General features: G+C 46.9%; 12 protein-coding genes. 5 read left to right on the top strand and 7 right to left on the bottom strand.

The window, feature by feature from the left end; all coding sequences use genetic code 11:
* Positions 1–110: 110 nt before the first annotated feature.
* Together QUA24_RS24695 and QUA24_RS24690 are read right to left on the bottom strand one after the other, a co-directional pair.
* On the bottom strand, positions 111–809 hold the full coding sequence (locus tag QUA24_RS24695; protein WP_333232830.1) for a TMEM175 family protein: 699 nt from the start codon (positions 807–809) through the stop codon (positions 111–113).
* Positions 810–1,147: 338 nt separating this feature from the next.
* Positions 1,148–1,864 (bottom strand): hypothetical protein, encoded by a 717-nt coding sequence (locus QUA24_RS24690; RefSeq protein WP_333232829.1) that lies wholly within the window; start codon positions 1,862–1,864, stop codon positions 1,148–1,150.
* Between the two features lie 829 nt (positions 1,865–2,693).
* Between QUA24_RS24690 and QUA24_RS24685 the strand changes: the two genes are divergently transcribed.
* The 4 genes from QUA24_RS24685 (at position 2,694) to QUA24_RS24670 (ending at position 7,469) form a co-directional block, all read left to right on the top strand.
* Complete coding sequence (locus tag QUA24_RS24685; RefSeq protein ID WP_333232827.1) at positions 2,694–4,616, top strand: ATP-binding cassette domain-containing protein; 1,923 nt, start codon at positions 2,694–2,696, stop codon at positions 4,614–4,616.
* A gap of 76 nt (positions 4,617–4,692) precedes the next feature.
* A complete protein-coding gene (locus QUA24_RS24680; RefSeq protein ID WP_333232825.1) occupies positions 4,693–4,845 on the top strand; it encodes a hypothetical protein in 153 nt (50 codons plus the stop codon).
* 454 nt (positions 4,846–5,299) lie between these two features.
* Positions 5,300–6,517: a hypothetical protein gene (locus tag QUA24_RS24675; protein WP_333166933.1), complete on the top strand. Its 1,218-nt coding sequence runs from the start codon at positions 5,300–5,302 to the stop codon at positions 6,515–6,517.
* A gap of 376 nt (positions 6,518–6,893) precedes the next feature.
* Positions 6,894–7,469 (top strand): TIGR04376 family protein, encoded by a 576-nt coding sequence (locus QUA24_RS24670; protein ID WP_333167405.1) that lies wholly within the window; start codon positions 6,894–6,896, stop codon positions 7,467–7,469.
* A 350-nt stretch (positions 7,470–7,819) separates the two neighbouring features.
* Here QUA24_RS24670 and QUA24_RS24665 read toward each other — a convergent pair whose 3' ends face one another.
* The 3 genes from QUA24_RS24665 to QUA24_RS24655 form a co-directional block, all read right to left on the bottom strand.
* Positions 7,820–8,716 carry a pirin family protein gene (locus QUA24_RS24665; protein WP_333232823.1) on the bottom strand — a complete coding sequence of 299 codons (897 nt, stop codon included), beginning with the start codon at positions 8,714–8,716 and terminating at the stop codon, positions 7,820–7,822.
* A gap of 155 nt (positions 8,717–8,871) precedes the next feature.
* On the bottom strand, positions 8,872–9,087 hold the full coding sequence (locus tag QUA24_RS24660; protein ID WP_190659239.1) for a hypothetical protein: 216 nt from the start codon (positions 9,085–9,087) through the stop codon (positions 8,872–8,874).
* Positions 9,088–9,391: 304 nt separating this feature from the next.
* Complete coding sequence (locus QUA24_RS24655) at positions 9,392–13,876, bottom strand: CHAT domain-containing protein (RefSeq protein WP_333232821.1); 4,485 nt, start codon at positions 13,874–13,876, stop codon at positions 9,392–9,394.
* A gap of 488 nt (positions 13,877–14,364) precedes the next feature.
* Between QUA24_RS24655 and QUA24_RS24650 the strand changes: the two genes are divergently transcribed.
* Entirely contained in the window at positions 14,365–14,490 is a 126-nt protein-coding gene (locus QUA24_RS24650; protein ID WP_333213202.1) for a hypothetical protein, read from the top strand.
* Positions 14,491–14,579: 89 nt separating this feature from the next.
* Here the strand turns inward: QUA24_RS24650 and guaA are convergent, their stop codons facing one another.
* Both guaA and cbiD read right to left on the bottom strand, forming a co-directional pair.
* The gene (gene guaA, locus QUA24_RS24645; RefSeq protein WP_445242644.1) at positions 14,580–16,193 is read right to left on the bottom strand and encodes a glutamine-hydrolyzing GMP synthase; all 1,614 of its coding nucleotides are present in this window, start codon (positions 16,191–16,193) and stop codon (positions 14,580–14,582) included.
* Between the two features lie 335 nt (positions 16,194–16,528).
* The gene (gene cbiD, locus QUA24_RS24640) at positions 16,529–17,686 is read right to left on the bottom strand and encodes a cobalt-precorrin-5B (C(1))-methyltransferase CbiD (RefSeq protein ID WP_333232819.1); all 1,158 of its coding nucleotides are present in this window, start codon (positions 17,684–17,686) and stop codon (positions 16,529–16,531) included.
* Between the last annotated feature and the right edge of the window lie 264 nt (positions 17,687–17,950).

The following is a 17,950-nucleotide window of genomic DNA, read 5'->3' as shown; positions in this document are numbered from 1 at the left end:
TACTTTTGTTACCTCTGTGGAAAAAATCCTGAAAGAATTTGGAGAAAACTATGTAATTAATTTTGTCTAGCTACTTAGCTGGCTGGTGATGGCTTTTCGCGGAATATTCTTCACGAATTCAGAGTTTTCTCAATACGCCGATCGGGGATAAGCCACATGATTGCAACTAAAACATACAGCATGAAAGCAAACCACGAGTTCACAAAGGAAAGCAGGATTGCTACGGCATAAATCACTACTGATATCTTTCCCTTAAAGTCTTGCCCAAGTGCAATTGCCAGAGTGGAATCTTTACCGTGGTAAGAAATAAGGACACGAGTAAGAATGAAGTAAGCGATCGCAGCCAACAACAGCACTGTGCCATAAAGCGCAACTGGCCACGCAGCGAAGTGATTCTCGCCTGTCCAGGCAGTGACAAACGGAATGAGTGACAACCAGAACAGCAGATGGAGATTCGCCCACAACACATTACCATTGACGTGCCGAGCCGCTTGTAACAAGTGATGATGGTTGTTCCAGTAGATACCCAGATAAATAAAACTGAGTACATAGCTCAGAAATACGGGAACTAGCGGACGCAGCGCAGCTAAATCAGTTTCATGGGGCACTTTCAATTCCAGCACCATAATGGTGATGAGAATGGCGATTACACCATCGCTGAATGCTTCTAACCTGCCTTTACCCATTTTTGTAGCTCCTCCTTTTTTGCTGGCGCGGCCGATCGCTCCTAATTCCAAAAATAACTTAGCATAAGGTCGGTTGCAGTGAAGTGTTATACCGATCGGTGATCGCTGGCACTTACCAACCAAGCTAACGATTTTGCTTGCCTAATCTCGGCTGAAAACAGATAACCTTAACGGACTTTTCGCCGATATGTTTAAGCAGTCGATCGGCACGACTTCTTATCAATACCCGATTGCCCAACGGGTAAAACGTGAGAAGCAGTTGTTGAAATAAAAAGAGCGAGCGATTATGGACATTGCCGTATTGGTGTGGGTTCAACAGCCACAGCCATTTGCAGCACAGAGTTTCGGCTATTTACGGGCATGACACCGAGAGTCGGAGCGATCGAATTAAACAACCATGCTTTTGTACAGTACGCAGGATAACGGCATAGTCGATCGGCAATTGCTACGCTGTAACAGAATTAAGTATGTGTACCCGATATCGGACGATACCCGTGCAGGCGGTTGTAAGTCGCTTTTCTATAAGCTATTTTATGCTGAATGCTCCTGAGAGAAAACTCTGCCATGCGGCTAACCTGGGTTCTTTTGCTCCAGCGCTTGTACCCATCGGCTACAGGGCCTGCAAGGAATTCATACCATCGCTGAATCATTTTTTCTGTGGTGAAATCTTCAGCGCGTTTGTGTCCGTTTGCTACCATTCTTTGATACAGTTCAGGCTGTGACTTAAGTAGTTTAACTGCCTCAAATACTGCTTGAGGTGTTGTCACTTCGATATAATCTAGGTCTGACTGTCTCTGTTCGCCGAAGGCTGGCTCAGGCCCGAGTAAAGCTGGTACTCCCGCTATCCAAGCATTAACCAGTTTACTAGCTGGTTTGACTAAGGCATCTTTTTCTGTGATATCCCGCACAGCTAAAACTAAATCATCGGTGCTGTAATCATGCCACATTACAGATCCATTTTGAGGTAAGCCATTAATTTTGAGTTTGACACCCAGTTTTTCTAGTCGTTGCTTAAATTCAGGAGAACGAAACGCTTCATAAAGATTAATTTCGTCACCTTTGAAAACAATATTTTCAATTGTACTGCCTCGTTCTTTAAGCCTCGGTATAAGACCAGGTTGGGGCCAGTGAGGGATTAATATATCGGTTTTTGAATCGATACAGACTTTATTTTGCACAACCGTGATATTGCAAAGAGGAGTTTGAGGACCATCACTACGACAACCTACAACAAAGGAGTTAAAAGTCCGATCCTTAATTCCCAAATCAAGGGAACTAACAACACAAATTTCTCCAGGAATAAACCTGTCGGAAATTGAGACATTGAGGTGCTTTCGTTTCAGATACAAATAGGTAAGGATAATCCAACAGTCTTCGTTAGTTTGAATGCGACTATGTAAGGATTTGGGATCGGGTATTGATGTTTCAGACGGTTGAAATAGCTCAGGCCAAAGTTCAGGATACCGAACCACAAATGTCACAGGGTATGGAAGAGAGAGAACATTTATCGGCACAGCTTTTTCCTTCGAATTATTCTAATAGTTTTGAATTAGACGCCTTGTCTTCAAACCACTCTACCTCAAAATAAATGGTACCGCAACGGCAGTCAGCTCAACTAAATATAATTTACCTGTTATGGCAACCGGGGAGAGGATTGGACGCGCCCGTCGCACGCACGCTGAAAGATGCTTTTTAAAGGCGCGAGACAGGATAACATTTTTGGGCAAAAATTTAAGGCAAAAATCTTTTGTAGGCCGAGTCCCGCTGGCGATTGCTCTTTCTCGGAGGCGTGTCTCGTTTTCTATATCGCCCGGTTCGTGGCGCATTCCGGCTCAAGCACAGCCCAGGCCCGACAACAAAGAGCTGTATTGACTAGCTTACTGCGAACAGATAAAAAGTCTGTAGCCTTGGTACAAAGTTTGTTTGGGGATTCCCTCAATAATCTTGTTTGTGCCGGAGTGGGAAGGTCAGCGTTAAACTAAGTCAGGTAAATGACTTTCTATACAGATGACTATTTTTACTCTGCGATCGATCAAAAAAGACTTCGGCATCAAGGAACTCTTGACAGATGCCAGTTTCAGCCTCGATGAAGGCGATAAAGTCGGACTCATCGGCACTAACGGTTCCGGCAAATCAACCCTGCTGAAAATGATTGCAGGCTTGGAGTCGATCGACTCTGGCGATCGCTGGGTCAATCCAGGGTCTACAATTGTCTATCTCCCCCAACAGCCCGATTTAGACGAAAATCACACTGTCTTAGAGCAAGTATTTGCCGACAGTGGCGAACAAATGGCTTTAGTGCGCGAATACGAGGAAATTTCCGATCAATTGTCCCACGGCAAAGGCGATACAGACAAGTTGATGGCGCGTCTGTCTGCGGTGTCTGAACGCATCGATGAGGTGGATGCGTGGGATTTGGAAACCAAGGCGAAATTGATTTTGACCAAGTTGGGGATTGAGGATTTTGATGCGAAAATTGCCGACTTGTCCGGCGGCTACCGCAAGCGAATTGCCTTAGCAACGGCCTTGTTGTCTGAGCCCGATGTGTTGCTGATGGATGAACCCACAAACCACTTGGATGCGCTGTCTGTGGAGTGGTTGCAGAACTATTTGAACGGCTATCGCGGTGCTTTGCTGCTGATTACGCACGATCGCTATTTTCTCGATCGCGTTACTAATCGCATCCTGGAGATCGATCGCGGCGACCTTTACAATTATGCTGGCAATTACGCTTATTACTTGGAGAAAAAAGCCCTAGCTGAAGAATCCGCCGCCAGCACTGTTCGCAAACACGCGGGTGTATTGCGGCGCGAATTGGAATGGCTCAAACGCGGGCCGAAGGCGCGGAGTACCAAGCAAAAAGCTCGGATCGATCGCATTAAAGATATGCGAGCCCAGGATTTCAAAACAGCCAACGGCAAAGTCGAAATTGCCACAGCAGGCCGCCGGATTGGTAAGAAAGTGATTGAGTTATTGAATATCTGTAAAGCTTACGGCGATCGCACTTTAATTAAAGATTTTACCTACAATTTCACTCCCGAAGACCGGATTGGAATTATTGGCTGCAACGGTGCGGGAAAATCGACGCTGATGGATATCATCACCGGACGCATTCAGCCGGATTCGGGTACAGTCGAAATTGGCACAACCATTCATATCGGTTATTTTGACCAGCATTCAGAGGATTTGACGCCCAACGAAGACCAGCGAGTTATTGAATACTTGAAAAGTGTGGCGGAATTGGTGCAAACGGCGGACGGGGAAATCATTACCGCTTCTCAAATGTTGGAAAAGTTTCTGTTTCCACCGAACCAACAGTATGCACCGATTAACAAACTTTCTGGCGGGGAAAAGCGCCGGTTATTTCTGTTAAAAGTGCTGATGAGTGCGCCAAACGTGCTGATTTTGGACGAACCGACAAACGACTTAGACGTGCAGACATTGGCGGTTTTGGAGGATTATCTCGAAGATTTTAACGGCTGCGTGATTGTGGTGTCCCACGATCGCTATTTTCTCGATCGCACTATCGACATGGTTTTCGCCTTGGAACCGGGCGGTAATTTGCGTTTGTATCCCGGCAATTATTCGGTGTATTTAGACTACAAGAAAGCCGAAGAAGCCAAGGAAATCAAAGGGCAAAAAGAAAAAGAAAAAGTTACGCGCACTGTTGAATCTAACAATTCAAAATCCACAAATTTTCCTCAAAAAACTCCCAAAGTTTCCTTCAATGAGAAGCGGGAATACGAACAATTAGAAAGTCAAATCCCGAAGATGGAAGCTGAGAAACAAGAGATTGAGAAGAGGTTGTCTAACAATGCTCCGAGCGGGTTTGCGGAGGTAAAGAAGTTATCGGATCGTTTAGCTCAGTTGACGCAGCAGATCGATCATGCGACTGAGCGCTGGTTGGAGTTAGCCGAACGGGTTGGTTAATTTGGGTTGTCCGAATCTGTGTGTAGCTCCTGCTAACAATGGCAGGAGCTACAGGAATTATGGTCGCAAAAATCCCATGCTGAAACGAATATATATTGACAAATTTCAAGAGTTTTTTATTTTCATATTACAAATAGTCTGGCAAAAAAATATTAGGAATAATTCTTATTTAGCCGACGGTTTGGCAACCTTTGACAATTTATTACCTAAGTGTGATGAAGCTACGTAGTATTAAAGTTATAAAATAAGTCACCTGTTACTACTGTCAAGCAAACTGACCAACAAACTTAAGACGGGTAAAAGTCTGAAATCCTTGTCAAAGCTGCAATGAGATCGGAAACAGCGGCAAAAAACCCGCTTTTTTTGCGATCGCCTGAAGTAAAGTTGTGTGTCAAAAACTGCGAAGCCCCGGAGGGTGGGGTTGACAAAAGCAGTAGAATATGCACTAAAAGTCAGGGTAAGCAAATAAGACTGACAGCAGAAAACAGGGGCGAAAAAGCCCAAAACAGGTAAAACAAAAGTCGATCGGGCAAAGTAAGTTTGCCGAGGACTAAAAATATGGTGATGAGTGAGATACAATTGACCTGTTCTGAGCCAAGAATTGGTCAACATCACAAGTATCCTGTAGAAGTCTGAAGTTGAGAATCTCAGGGTTGTCGAGGAGCGGGAGCAAACAGAAAACTATGCCTCAAAAAGTAATCGCCAAACAGATGTCTTTGGAATCAGCGTCAGAGCCGATCGCCGTGAGGGCGACGGTGGAAACAGTGCCAGCCGAAGCAGTGGCAGTAGAGTCCTACGCCGATCAGTTGATGGACGAACTGTTTGAAGGAGTCGATCGAGCATTCGACGGTAGCGGCGGACTGCCATCCGAGCCCGTGCAGCCAGAATTCGTGGCGCTCAAGTCGATCTCAGTACCTCAAATAGTTTTGTCGCAGTTGGCACCCCCCCAGCCGCAGCGGGACGAAAAAGACGTAGAAGCGATCGCCCGCCAAGTCGCCCTAGAAACAGCCAAAAAACAGCAGTCCAAACAATCATTCGACAGAATGCTGCTGGGAGCAGCATTTGGGTCGCTGCTGCTAGTCATGGGGTTATGGCTCGCAAGCAGATCGGGACTCGTGCGCTTACCCGCCGCCCCCGCACCAGAGACACCCGCAGCAAGTGGCAAAACAGCACCAGATACCCCGTTTGTGGAATACGTGCAGCGCTCGCTAGAAGCGATCGAACAAAAAAAAGCACCCCCAGCTAACCCCCAACTTGCAGGAGTTCCCGGAGCCCCCACCCCAGGGACGCTGCCGAGCATTCCAATTTCCGGCGCGCCCCCGGCAACGGCAGGTCTTTCCACAGCAGTCAACCGCATTGCTAATGCCCTCGAACAAGCTGCCGCTCAGCCGGGAGCACCAGCACCCCAAGTGGTAGTCATCCCTCCCCCCGCTCAGGTGACTGTGGCTCCGGCTGCTCCGGTAGCTGCTGCTCCGGCTGCTCCTCAAACCAGCGCAGTTTCTCCCTCGCCGGCGGCTCCAGCCTCCGGTCGTGCGATCGCCGCTGCGGGCAATCGAGATCCCCTCGCTGCTTCCCCTTCCTCGGAGTCTCCCCAGCCAAAGATTTTGGCTCGCGAAACCGAACCGGCACCAGCGCCCCCAGCCCAGCAATCTGCGCCCGCGCCGGAGCAATCGGCACCAGCCGTCAGCAGCGCCCCAACTTCCGCGCACACGTTGGTAGGGATTTTGGAGTTGGGCGATCGATCGGCTGCTTTGTTTGAAGTAGACGGCGTAGCCCGCAGAATTTATGTCGGCGAAAGCATTGGCGCTAGCGGTTGGACGCTGGCAGAAATCAAAAATCAAGAAGCCGTTATCCGCAAGGGAGGAGATGTGCGATCGGTTTTTGTCGGCCAAAAGTTCTAATTAGTCATCAGTTATGAGTCATTAGTCATCAGTCATTAGTTATGACTTAGGTCATCGGTAATTGGTAATGGGCAGCGATCGGGCTGTACCTCACGAGCAGTGACAACAGTTAGAATATAGGAACCGCCAAGACGTTCTTAATTGCTGAAACCATTGCTCTTATTGCTTATTCCTTCTATCCGTTAAATCGCTTCCCAATTCGTTACCGAACTTTCTTCTGCTATAACTAACAACTCAGGATAGATAATCGATCTCCAGTGACTAAGAACCAATGACTAATAACTAATAACTAATGACTAATAACTAATGACTAATGACTAATGACTAATGACTAATGACTAATGACTAATGACTAATGACTGAGGAATTATAAAAAATGGGCTTATTTGATGATTTCAGCCGCTTTCTAGAAACCCGATTAGAAGAATTTTTGCGTAGCAATCCCCATCTGGAATTGCAGGCAATAGAAGAACAACTGAAGGAACAAGAAGAAGACACTCTGCGGCTGATTCTCGATATCCAAAAACAAGAGAAAAAACTGCAAGCCGAAATTCTCTCCGCAGCTCAAGAAATTCAGCGCTGGAACGATCGCATCAACAAAGCTAAAGCTGCTCAAAGGCTCGATTTAGCTCAAGCCGCCCAAGAGCGGCAAGCCGCTTTGCTGCGTCAGGGAAATCAGCGCTGGGGTCAAATGCAAGGCTGCAAAGAACGGATTGAAAAAGCAAAAGAACTGTACCGCCAAATTCAAGTACGGCGAAAAGAAGTCCGAGCAAAAGCGGCAGAAGCTGCAACTCGAACTACCACTAAAACAGAGCCAAATTGGGATACAAAGGGTTGGAATCAGAGTTCAAATTATAATAGTTTTAATGCGGCCGATCCTTTAGAAGAAAAGTTTCAACGCTGGGAAGCAGACGAAGAACTCGATCAAATGAAGCGGAATATAGGCCGATAGTTACGAAAGCATTCCAATCCTTTAGGGACGGGTTCACCCGGAACTGGGATGCCTGGTGCAACTATTAGTCAAGCCTCCAGAGTCTCAGGTATTGCGATCGATCGCTCAGACTTGATATAATTACCATCCTAAACTTGTAGGGCCAATCAATCAATCATCCCTACAATATTCTCACCTACTTAATGAGCGTTGCATATTTATGGTATAAACAAAAGCTCTAATCAAGTAAAAAAATTTATGATTTGTCCCGGCTGTCAATCCACCAATCTGACGGGGTGACAACCCCGTCAGGTGAAAAAGACGAATTCTGAATCAAAAAACTGTTTTTTAATTTAAATCGCTGCGGTTATTTACAACGGTTGCTCTGCTTGAGAAGGTGGCTCTTCTGGCAGCGGGATAAATTCTGTCTCTTGAGGAACTTGAGCAAACCGTCCCTCTCTCCAATCGAGTTTGGCTTGCTCAATGCGCGAGTGCCGACTCGAAACAAAATTCCACCACTTATGCCGCTCACCAACAGGTTCACCGCCAATCACAATACAACGAGCGTTGCCAGAAGCAGAAATGTTTACTTCAGTGCCGGAAGTGAGAACTGCCAACCGATGTTGTTCCAGAGGCACTCCATCGATCATAAGCCCCTCTGTTACGCTGTAAACCGCCTGTTCGCTGTAATCGCCCGGTAAGGTAAATTCTCTTCCAGCAGTCAGTTCCACGTCCAGATAAATCATGGGTGAAAATATTTGAACTGGGGAAGTGCGACCATAGGCCTCACCCGCAATTAGGGTGAATGAAACTCCTGCATCCTCCCAAACAGGCAACTCAGAAGCCGGATGATGCCGAAACCAGGGGTCGGTTTCTTCGTATTCATCGGGAAGTGCTATCCAGGTTTGAATGCCATGCAGAATGGCTTCTTTGCTGCGATCGTCGTCAGGGGTGCGTTCAGAGTGGACAATGCCTCGCCCTGCCGTCATCCAGTTCACCGCACCGGGACGGATTTCTTGAACGCTGCCCACACTATCACGATGCAGCAAAACACCTTCAAACAGGTAGGTGACGGTTGCTAAGTTGATGTGCGGATGCGGTCTGACATCCACGCCCCGACCGGGTGGAAACACCGCAGGGCCCAGATGGTCAAAAAAGATGAACGGGCCTACCAGTGCTAGAACGTCTGAGGGAAGCAAGCGACGGGCTTGGAACCCACCCAAATCTTGAATGTGTGGCTCAATGAGATGCTGGATGGTATCCGTCATAATGTTTATAAAGTTGGGAACGCTAATCGTTTATGTCAAAAGTGCATTATACAAAAAGCTATCCTGGTAGGCGGCGATCGCAATATCAGTGACTGGTCTAAACTTTCCCAATCGAAAGCGGTTGTAGAGTGTCGAGTTCTCAACGAGCTTTCTGCTTACGAGACGATGGAGAGTTCATCACTGACTTGAATCCTACCTTTGACCAGGGAGCGAATCAGACGATCAAGTGAGCCACGTTCTTCTTCACTGATGGACTCATCCAGGATAGCGGCCATCATGCCGTAGCGGTCAGCTTTGGTAACGCGGTGAGTATCGGTGACAGTGGCAATTAATTCGTTGATAGCGCCGGGGAGAAGATTAACTTGAAACATGGGATTGTTTTGAACTCGACACCTTAATCATCTCGTGGTTTCTCCTAAGAGCAAGTGATGGTGCTGGTTTTTTTCCGTGATAATACTGAAAATATTGAGTGAACCAAGTCCGTGTTACCAGTGATCGAAGTCACTACATTGAAACCAATGCAGCGGTGGAACAACTACAACCCACCTTCCGCCCTTGGAGTCTCACACCGTGATAATTTTCGTCTTACACGAGTCTGAACTTCCTGCTGTGCAAAAGTTTCAGACCTTCATAGGAAGAACTACCTCTTGACGACAGGAAATCAGCTTTTCCGGGTTAACGTTTCTCAGCTTCGCCAATGAGGGTAAAAGCGGCCCAATCTACAGGATTAGGATGTTTGACCAATGTCACCAGCATGGCCTTCCGCAGCGCTTGGGCAATATCAGGGGTTAGCTGCATCTGTCGATAAAATTCCGCCATCAACTCGGCTGTTGATTCGTCAGATACTGACCACAGAGAAACTACAACACTCGGAACGCCGGCTGCAATAAACGAGCGTGATAAACCAATGATGCCATCACCTGTAATACGACCGCGACCCGTATTACAAGCACTCAAAACGACGAGTTCGGCATTTAATCTCAAATTGAAAATTTCGCTAGCAGTGAGTAAACCACTGTCATCCTTGCTTGGGGCAAGTGCGATGACTCCAGGTACCCCCAATTCCTCTACGTCATCCAGGATGCCGTGAGTTGCTAAATGCACTATGCGCGATCGCTCTATTTGCTGTAAAACTGCTACTTTTGTCGCTTTGTCGCCTGTAAGCGGTTCAGCATTTAAAAGCTGAGCGATCGCGATCGCTTCGGCTTCAGAGTGTGGGAGTGATGACAGTTGTTGAGGAGGTTGGTTCGTCGTAAAGGCAACACTTGGCATGGTAGGATTCCCAACGACTAGCGCACCTTTTCCTGAAGCAAGCTGTTGCTGTTTCTTGGTTAAAGACAGCACTTGAATTGAAGGCGCTGTTAAAATAGTATGTTGTTCTATCAAGTAATTTCCCGAAGTATCTTGCAACGCGGCAAAGGGAACTAAGAACAAAGATTCATGAGGAATAAAAGTAATTCGCGACGCTGGATCTTGAGGTAGAAGGTCAGCAATTGGTTCTATCAGTAGTTGATAAAGCTCTTGCAATGACGAATCTAAAAATCGTTGCTCAATAATAGGTAGGGTTCGGGTTGGATTTGTAGCTGGTTTGGAGCGCTGCTTGTTTCGCAGGCAACTGGGAATGAAGCAACGACCTTCAGTAATCAAGGCTTTTAATGAAGTTTTTTCCTCAACCAAACCTTTCAAACTGATGCGACGAAAGTCAATTTTTCCGGTCGGCTGTATCACCCAGATATAAAGTTCTGAATCTTGCAGCTTTCTTTGACCATCAGCTTCTACATCTTCTTTGATAAGCGAGTAAGAAACTAAAGTCGAATTGTGTTCTTTAGCAATTTGTTTGATTTCCTGGATGTCGAGCGGTTTTATTTGATTTTCCGATGACTTTAGGGTAGCCTGTGCTGACTGGGAAGAAAAACGGCTGGTCAATAATCTAACAAAAGCTTGCGCCCGTCCACGCTCTGCTATTTCTAGCGCTTCGTTATGCTGATTTTGATGGGCAAGCACTTCTTGTAACATACTATAACTTGTTTCTTGGGTTTCAAACATTGAAATTAAATGGAGGTCGTTATTTTTTAAATTTGACCGCAGAGATTCCCAAATTTCAATGGTTGAAAATAAAGCTTTGATAGCTTCTGCTGGTTGCTTTGCTTTGTATAAAGCGTCACCTAAATTGCTGAGTACTCGACCTTGGGCGTGGCGATCGCTCAGTTCTCTGGCAATGGCTAAACTCTGTTGGTAAGACTCAATCGCTTGAGGATAATTTTTGACAGCATAGTAAGCAATTCCTAAATTTTCTAAAGCGCGACCTTGAACGAAACGATCGCGCAGTTCTAAGGCGATCGCTAAACTTTGTTTCTGCTCATCAATTGCTTGGGCATAATTAGTCAGGGAATAGTGTACTAATCCTAAATTACTCAAAGCAAGGGCTTCGCCTCGGCGATCGCGCTGCTGTTTAGCGATCGCTAAACTTTGCTCTTGATATTCTACTGCCCTTGTATACTCTTTTTGGGCATAGTAAACTAATCCCAAATTTCTTAGGATACTCGCTTCTAAATCAAGGGATTTTAGGGAGTGCGCTACTTCCAAACTTTGCTCGTAGTATTCAATTGCTTTTTTATAATTGCCAATCGCGCCGTAAGCAGCTCCCAAACCAATAAAAGCTTGTCCCTTTCCCAATAAATCGGCCCTGGATTCAGCTTGTGCTAAGCGCTGCTGCTGATAAGAAATTGCTTTTTCATAATCTCCGATTGCGTAGTAAGTTGCGCCTAGATTGTTGAGCGCATAGCCTTCCCTAGCGTCATCGCGGGAGAGTCTCGCCAGCTCTAAATTCTGCTGGTAGCAGGCGATCGCTTTGCTGTAGTCTTTCGGCGCAGTTTGGAGGGTCACTCCTGCCTGCTGCTCCAATAATTGTTCCTCAGTTAAGCACTGAATGGCACTCGGTGTCAGGCTTACTAAGCCATTGTTTAGAGGTGCGAGTTCAGGGAGCTGAATGGCAGATGGTGCTGGTGATTTTGGTGGCACCGGGGAAGCTATGACCCCTGGTGGTTCTGGTGGCAGCGATGGCGCTGCTGCTGGTGCTGCTGGTGACGGTAGGGGAGATACGATCGCTGGTGGTTCTGGTGACGGCGGGACGATGAGCGGTGGTGGTTCTGGTGGCTGCGGGACAGGTGATGGTGCTGGCACCGGGGAAGGTATGACCGCTGGTGGTTCTGGTGGCAGCGCGGGAGCCACCTCCACCGGAAAATTTGGTGGATTGCTAAGGAAGCTGATCTCACCTGCCTTGATTCCGCTAGTGTTGATGTTGCCCGTACTGATTTTGCCTTCTGAATAAAGGGTGACGCTGCCTCCGTTTCCAAGGAAGCTAGAGGTTGTAATTCCACCGGCGGCGATCGCGTTTGTCCCATATAGGAAAATTGACCCACCGTTACCGATTATCGAGGAAGCGTTCAAGGTGCTGGTGCTCGTATTGATGCTTCCCCCCGTGCTGTAGAGGGTCATATTGCCGGCATTGCCCGTTAAAGTCGAAGTATCCAGGTTTTCCGCTGTGATGTCCCCGGACGCTACCAGCGCCAGATCTCCGCCATTTGAAGTAATGGATGCTGCTTGAATGCTGTTTGCAGCGCCTAAAAAAACTGAACCTGCGATCGCGATATTGCCAACTTGAATGCTGGCAGGTGAAGAACTGGCGGGTGCTAGAGTGCTGTTTGCAGTGAGGCCAGTGGGTACGTTGCCAGCCGTAAACACCAACTGCGGTCGATCGCTAGATGCGGAACTGATAGCGAGATCACCGGATGCGATCGTGCCTTTTGCTTGCACTTCCAGAGAACCGCCTGCGTAATTACCAAAAAAGACGTTTCCGCCTGAGACGATCGTAGAACCGCCTGAACTTGCGAAGTTGCCGGGGCTACCTTGAAGTGTGCCAATTGAGAAATCGCTGCCAGCTTTGAAGAGGGCATCACCGGATACAGTACCGTTACTGGTAAGTGTGATGCGGCCGCCAGCACTCAGTAAGCTTTGGGAGTGATTGCGCGTCTGGATGTCTATTTGGCGATCGCCCTGCACGGTTAGGTTTCCACCCACATCAGTAACAAAAGAGTTAGCCACGCTGTCGCGAATGCGGACAGCTTCCCCCGCTTGCAATTTCAAGTCACCTGCTGTCTGTAATTGCCTGTTTACTAGGGTTAGGTTACGCGCGGCTGACACAGTAGCCGTTTGAGCAGACACTGCTAAATTTTGGTTCGCACCTGTTGCCTGAGTGTCGGCAATTGCCACATCGCCCGCTTCTACCCGCAAGTCTGAATTCGTTAGCTGTACGCTGCCGTCGCTGTTAACTGTAACGCCTGTAGCGTTGCTGCTACCTCCTGTCAGCAGTTGGGACAGGGTGAGGGGATTCAACGGCACAGAAGGAGAACCTAGATTAGAAGAGGGGGAAATTTCTAAACTCAGCAGATGCCCTGCTTGAGAAATGCGGACTAAGTTTTCTCCGGGCACCGATGCGATCGCAATTTGTCCAGACGGTGCTGACAAAGTACCGGGGCTGAAAACTGTTCCGCCTATTAAAGCTAGGGTTTGCCCGTTAGGTACGCTCAGTTGACCGAAATTTGCGATCGCCCCTGGCTGAGCTGTACCAAAATTTAAAGTGCTTGGCGTTCCTATCAGCATAGCGTATTCATTAACGCCAACTGCCTGAAACCAATTGTTGCCAAATCCGATTCCGGTTGCTGTCGTTGCCAAGAATGAACCAGGCACGTTCAGTTGAGCGTTGGAACCAAAAACAATCCCCGCTGGATTCATCAAAAATAAGTTAGAATTACCGCCTATTACTTGAATTAAACCGTTAATATAAGAAGCATCGCCACCCACAACTCGCCCTAAAATATTGCGGATGTTCGGATCAGAAATAAAATTAACAATTTGACCGTCTTTGAGTCCAAACTGCTGAAAGCTATGAAAGAGATTAGTGCCGTCTTTTGAGAGCTGTCCCCCGTTGATGTTAAATTGATTGCCGGAGGCATTAACAGCAGTTCCGGTGCCATCGGGAGACGGAGTAATTTGCTGTCCTGTAGCAGCAGGTGAGAACAGTAAAAAGCCTAAAGATACCACCCAAGTATAAGTCAACAGTTGCTGTTGATATCTTTGAGTTATTCTTGTTATCATCATTAGACTTCTCCCTAAAATCTTTTTTTGCTGGGCGCGCTTAAATTATAATAAAACTTTTTTCTCAAAAAACATGAGTGGAGTTTAAGCTAAGCACGTTAAAAAGTGCGATCGTAGCTCAACTGGCGAACGTTTATAGAACCCATTTGAGATTTAAGCTGCTGCAAGCCTTATCCGCATCAGTCTCATAACAATAGTCCGGAGAGTTTTTAGTTTATAGTCTGAAACCCTTGATTTTTCCTTGGTAGTTCGATTGCCGAATCGTTTTGAAAGCCATATTTTACGTTTTTATCAAAAACTGTCCAAAGTCTTGTAATAAAACAAAGATTAACCTTGGCACTCGCATCAACCAGAGTTCTCTCAAAATTACTGACGAGGATTTTGCACGTCTCTATCCAAGCATTTGCCCGTTCTCTTCCCCTACCTTGTCACAACCAAAAAAAACAAGCATTTGAAGATGATCCACTCTTCGTCTGTGAGAATGGTAGAGTATGGCATCACTGCTGGATACGAATTTTGCAGTCACTTTACTTCAATACAGTAAAAAATGTCAAATGGGTTCTATAAAAGCGATCGCCCTTCCCACTCCCCCATCTCCTAAAGTCGGTGAAGCGTAGCTATCCCGTAGGGAATCCCCCTGTTATCAAAAATCAAAATAAGTAGACAGACAAAAAAATAGTCCGCCTACTTAATCGCTAACTACAAATCACTCCCACTCGATCGTTCCCGGTGGCTTAGAAGTAATATCGTAAACCACCCGGTTCACCCCCTTAACCTCATTCACAATCCGGTTCGAGATCAGTTCCAACAAATCATAAGGAACCCGCGCCCAGTCAGCCGTCATCCCGTCTTCACTCTTAATAAATCGCAGAACGATCGGGTAAGCATAAGTGCGCTGATCGCCCATCACGCCTACACTGCGAATCGGCAGCAAAACTGCAAAAGCTTGCCAAAGTTCACCGTACAATCCGTGCCGGTTAATTTCTTGGCGAACAATGAAGTCAGCATCCCGCAAAATATTGAGTCTCTCTGCGGTAACTTCTCCTATAATCCGAATCGCCAATCCCGGGCCGGGGAAAGGTTGTCGGTTCACGATTTCTTCGGGAAGCCCGATCGACCGGCCGACTTTTCGCACCTCATCCTTAAACAGTTTTCGCAGCGGTTCAATCAGCTTAAATCGCAAATCTTTCGGCAAACCGCCGACGTTGTGGTGGCTTTTAATTTTAACAGCAACTCGTTCGCCGCTTTTCGGGTCTGCATTAGTGTCAGCCGACTCAATCACATCAGGATAAAGAGTACCTTGTGCGAGGTAGTCAAAGGGGCCTAGACGCTTCGATTCTTCTTCAAATACGTTGATAAATTCGTGACCGATCCGCTTGCGTTTTACTTCAGGATCGGTAATCCCTTCAAGTTGAGCTAAAAAGCGTTCGCGAGCATTAACATATTCAACGTCAATGTGGAATTGCTCTTTAAATAATTTTACCAACCGTTCTGGTTCATACTTCCGCATAAACCCTTGGTCGATAAACATACAGGTAAGTTGGTCGCCGATCGCCTTATGCAGCAAGAAAGCCAAAGTAGAAGAATCTACACCGCCCGATAGAGCCAGCAAAACTCGTTTATCTCCCACTTGCGCGCGAATTTCGCGAATCGATTCCTCCACAAAAGTAGCAGTCGTCCAAGTCGGTTCGCACTCGCAAATGTGGTAAACAAAATTGCGAATTAAAGCTATTCCCCCGATCGAGTGAACTACTTCTGGGTGAAACTGAACCCCGTACAAATTTTTCTCGTGGTTAGCAACAGCAGCACACGGAGTATTGTCCGTGTGAGCGAGGATCTCAAAACCCGACGGCAACTCGGAACAGGAGTCTCCGTGGCTCATCCACATCGTGCTGCCTTCTTCGACATTTGTCAGCAAATCTGTAGGATCGTCAATAAATAGCGATGCCTTGCCGTATTCGGCTAACTTAGCCCGTTCAACCTTTCCTCCGAGTTGCTTTACCATCAACTGCATCCCGTAACACACTCCCAACACCGGTATTCCCAAATTCCAAATTTCTGGGTCGCAGTGGGGAGCTCTTTCATCGTATACAGAACTCGGGCCTCCTGAAAGAATAATTCCTTTAGGATTGATAGCTTTTAACTGTTCAGCAGTAGTCCGGTAAGAAATAACTTCTGAATATACTTGAGTTTCGCGAATTCGACGAGCAATCAGTTCGGAATATTGCGAACCGAAGTCGAGAATCACGATGATCTGGCGATCAATCTGCTGCATTAAAGAGTTTGTGAGAACGGATTCAGTTTCTATTTTAGTAGTCACGGTTATTGCGTAAGTGCTAAGTGATAATTGGGCAAAAAGTAGCGGACGTATCTGTCGCGGTCTCAGTACAATTCTAAGGAAGGCGAGGAACCATTGGCTGCTAGGAATAAATCTTATTTATACTAGATTGCAGTCAGCGATGTTAGTCTATTAATCGGGTACAAGGCAAGCATAAATTTACTTCGCTCCTTACCCTAATTAATTGAATTCTTGCTTCAGAAATAACTTCCTGAAGCAACCTAGTATAATTAAGGTCTAGGGACAGAGAATTATTACTTGTTAAATATTCTCCCTGACCGATGTTTTAAACAGAATTCAGGGGTATTCACACTACATTAACAAATTTGGGTCAAAAATGTATCTCCTATTTCACTTTTAACAATAATTTTGCGATCACGCCCGAACATTACCGATCCCACGGGGATTCTTCGGTTGGTGTGAGTAAAAATGCAATCCGAGGATCGCAAGTCTATTTGTCGGGCGATGTCGCCGTAAATTCGATCGACCCAATTGCTCCCAAACTCAGCGTCTAAAGCCCGCAGTTGCCCGAGAGCCTCTTCGGCTGTCGCTGCGGCAAAAATTGCGGAACACGCATCGGCCGGCATTCCAGCTTTAGCACAGTAAGCTGTGAGAATTTCCCTGCGCCCGTCCGCCAAGTGGTGGTGAGTGTGAAAAATTCCCGCAGCCAATTTCATCAGCTTCCCGTGATAGCCAAACAGCAAAATTGACTGCACGCCCTGATATCCGGCCTCTACCAGCAGCGGGCCGAGCCAGTTAGCGGTTTTGACGAGCCTATCAGGATTAATCCCCAGTTGTCGCGCCAAATCCAAGCCGTTTTCGCCGATGCAGAAAACCAAACAGTCAAACAGTTCGGCTTTTTGTTGCAGTTGTTCGCGGTAAAGTTCCAACTGTCCAGGGGCACTCAGTGGTTGAGAAATGCCCGTTGTACCCAGCAGCGAAAGTCCTTCTACCACGCCGAAAGCTTCGTTAGAAGTGCGGGTGGCTAGTTGTCGCCCAGACGGCAGAATCAGTGTGACAGTAATTTTTTCTCCCCGTGCGAGTTCTAGGCTCAGATTCGATCGCAGCAGCCGCATTGCGTAATCATAGATCGCCGCCCCTCCACCGACTGTGTGACGCCCTATACCTTCACCGCCGAGAATTACAATCTGCTCTTCCTCTCCCTGATTCTCTCCCTCTCTCCCCTTCAGTCCCTCTTCCCAATTCCCCAATTCCACCATTGCCCAAACGGGGGTATTGCGAGTCAGATCGAGATTGTCCCCCGGATCGGAGCGAGTTACTCCTAAAGCGGTATTAGTTTTGAGTACAGACGCTTGTTCGATCGGAATTTCTACCGTTATTGGCGGTTCCAGTAAATTTACTGATACGCTATCTAGAGAGTGAACACCCTCACGCAAGCACCGCAAAGCTGCCTGTGCGGCCGCACAGGCAAATACTGGCAGTGTATACCCGGATAAAGGTTGAGTTTTGGTCACAATCTAATGCAGAAGTCCGTAAATTTGCTGATAATTGACATCACACCTTAGCAGTGATATCTGTCAAACGTTTAAGTTTAATTCTAGGGTTTGCTATTATCTGCAGTTAGCGTAATTTTTGTCAAGTAATAATTTTGTCCTAGCAGTTCCCGATCTCAGCCACAATTTTTTTGAGGTGCGGTAGCGGAACCCACCCCTTGTATCTTAAAAGAGTTGGTGTAGCGATCGTACCGTCAAGCAGGCGATCGCTCCGTCAAGCAGGCA

The sequence above is a fragment of the Microcoleus sp. Pol12B5 genome (assembly GCF_036701335.1).
Taxonomy (GTDB): Bacteria; Cyanobacteriota; Cyanobacteriia; order Cyanobacteriales; family Microcoleaceae; genus Microcoleus.
The sequence above is the reverse complement of the archived record's forward strand: the minus strand, read 5'-3'. Positions and strand labels throughout refer to the sequence as shown.

Coding starts and splice junctions, on each gene's coding strand:
- QUA24_RS24665 (WP_333232823.1), bottom strand. CDS start 8,716: ATGACGGATACCATCCAGCATCTCATTGAGCCACACATTCAAGATTTG.
- QUA24_RS24680 (WP_333232825.1), top strand. CDS start 4,693: ATGCTGAAACGAATATATATTGACAAATTTCAAGAGTTTTTTATTTTC.
- QUA24_RS24660 (WP_190659239.1), bottom strand. CDS start 9,087: ATGTTTCAAGTTAATCTTCTCCCCGGCGCTATCAACGAATTAATTGCC.
- QUA24_RS24685 (WP_333232827.1), top strand. CDS start 2,694: ATGACTATTTTTACTCTGCGATCGATCAAAAAAGACTTCGGCATCAAG.
- QUA24_RS24670 (WP_333167405.1), top strand. CDS start 6,894: ATGGGCTTATTTGATGATTTCAGCCGCTTTCTAGAAACCCGATTAGAA.
- QUA24_RS24655 (WP_333232821.1), bottom strand. CDS start 13,876: ATGATGATAACAAGAATAACTCAAAGATATCAACAGCAACTGTTGACT.
- QUA24_RS24675 (WP_333166933.1), top strand. CDS start 5,300: ATGCCTCAAAAAGTAATCGCCAAACAGATGTCTTTGGAATCAGCGTCA.
- QUA24_RS24650 (WP_333213202.1), top strand. CDS start 14,365: ATGGCATCACTGCTGGATACGAATTTTGCAGTCACTTTACTTCAATAC.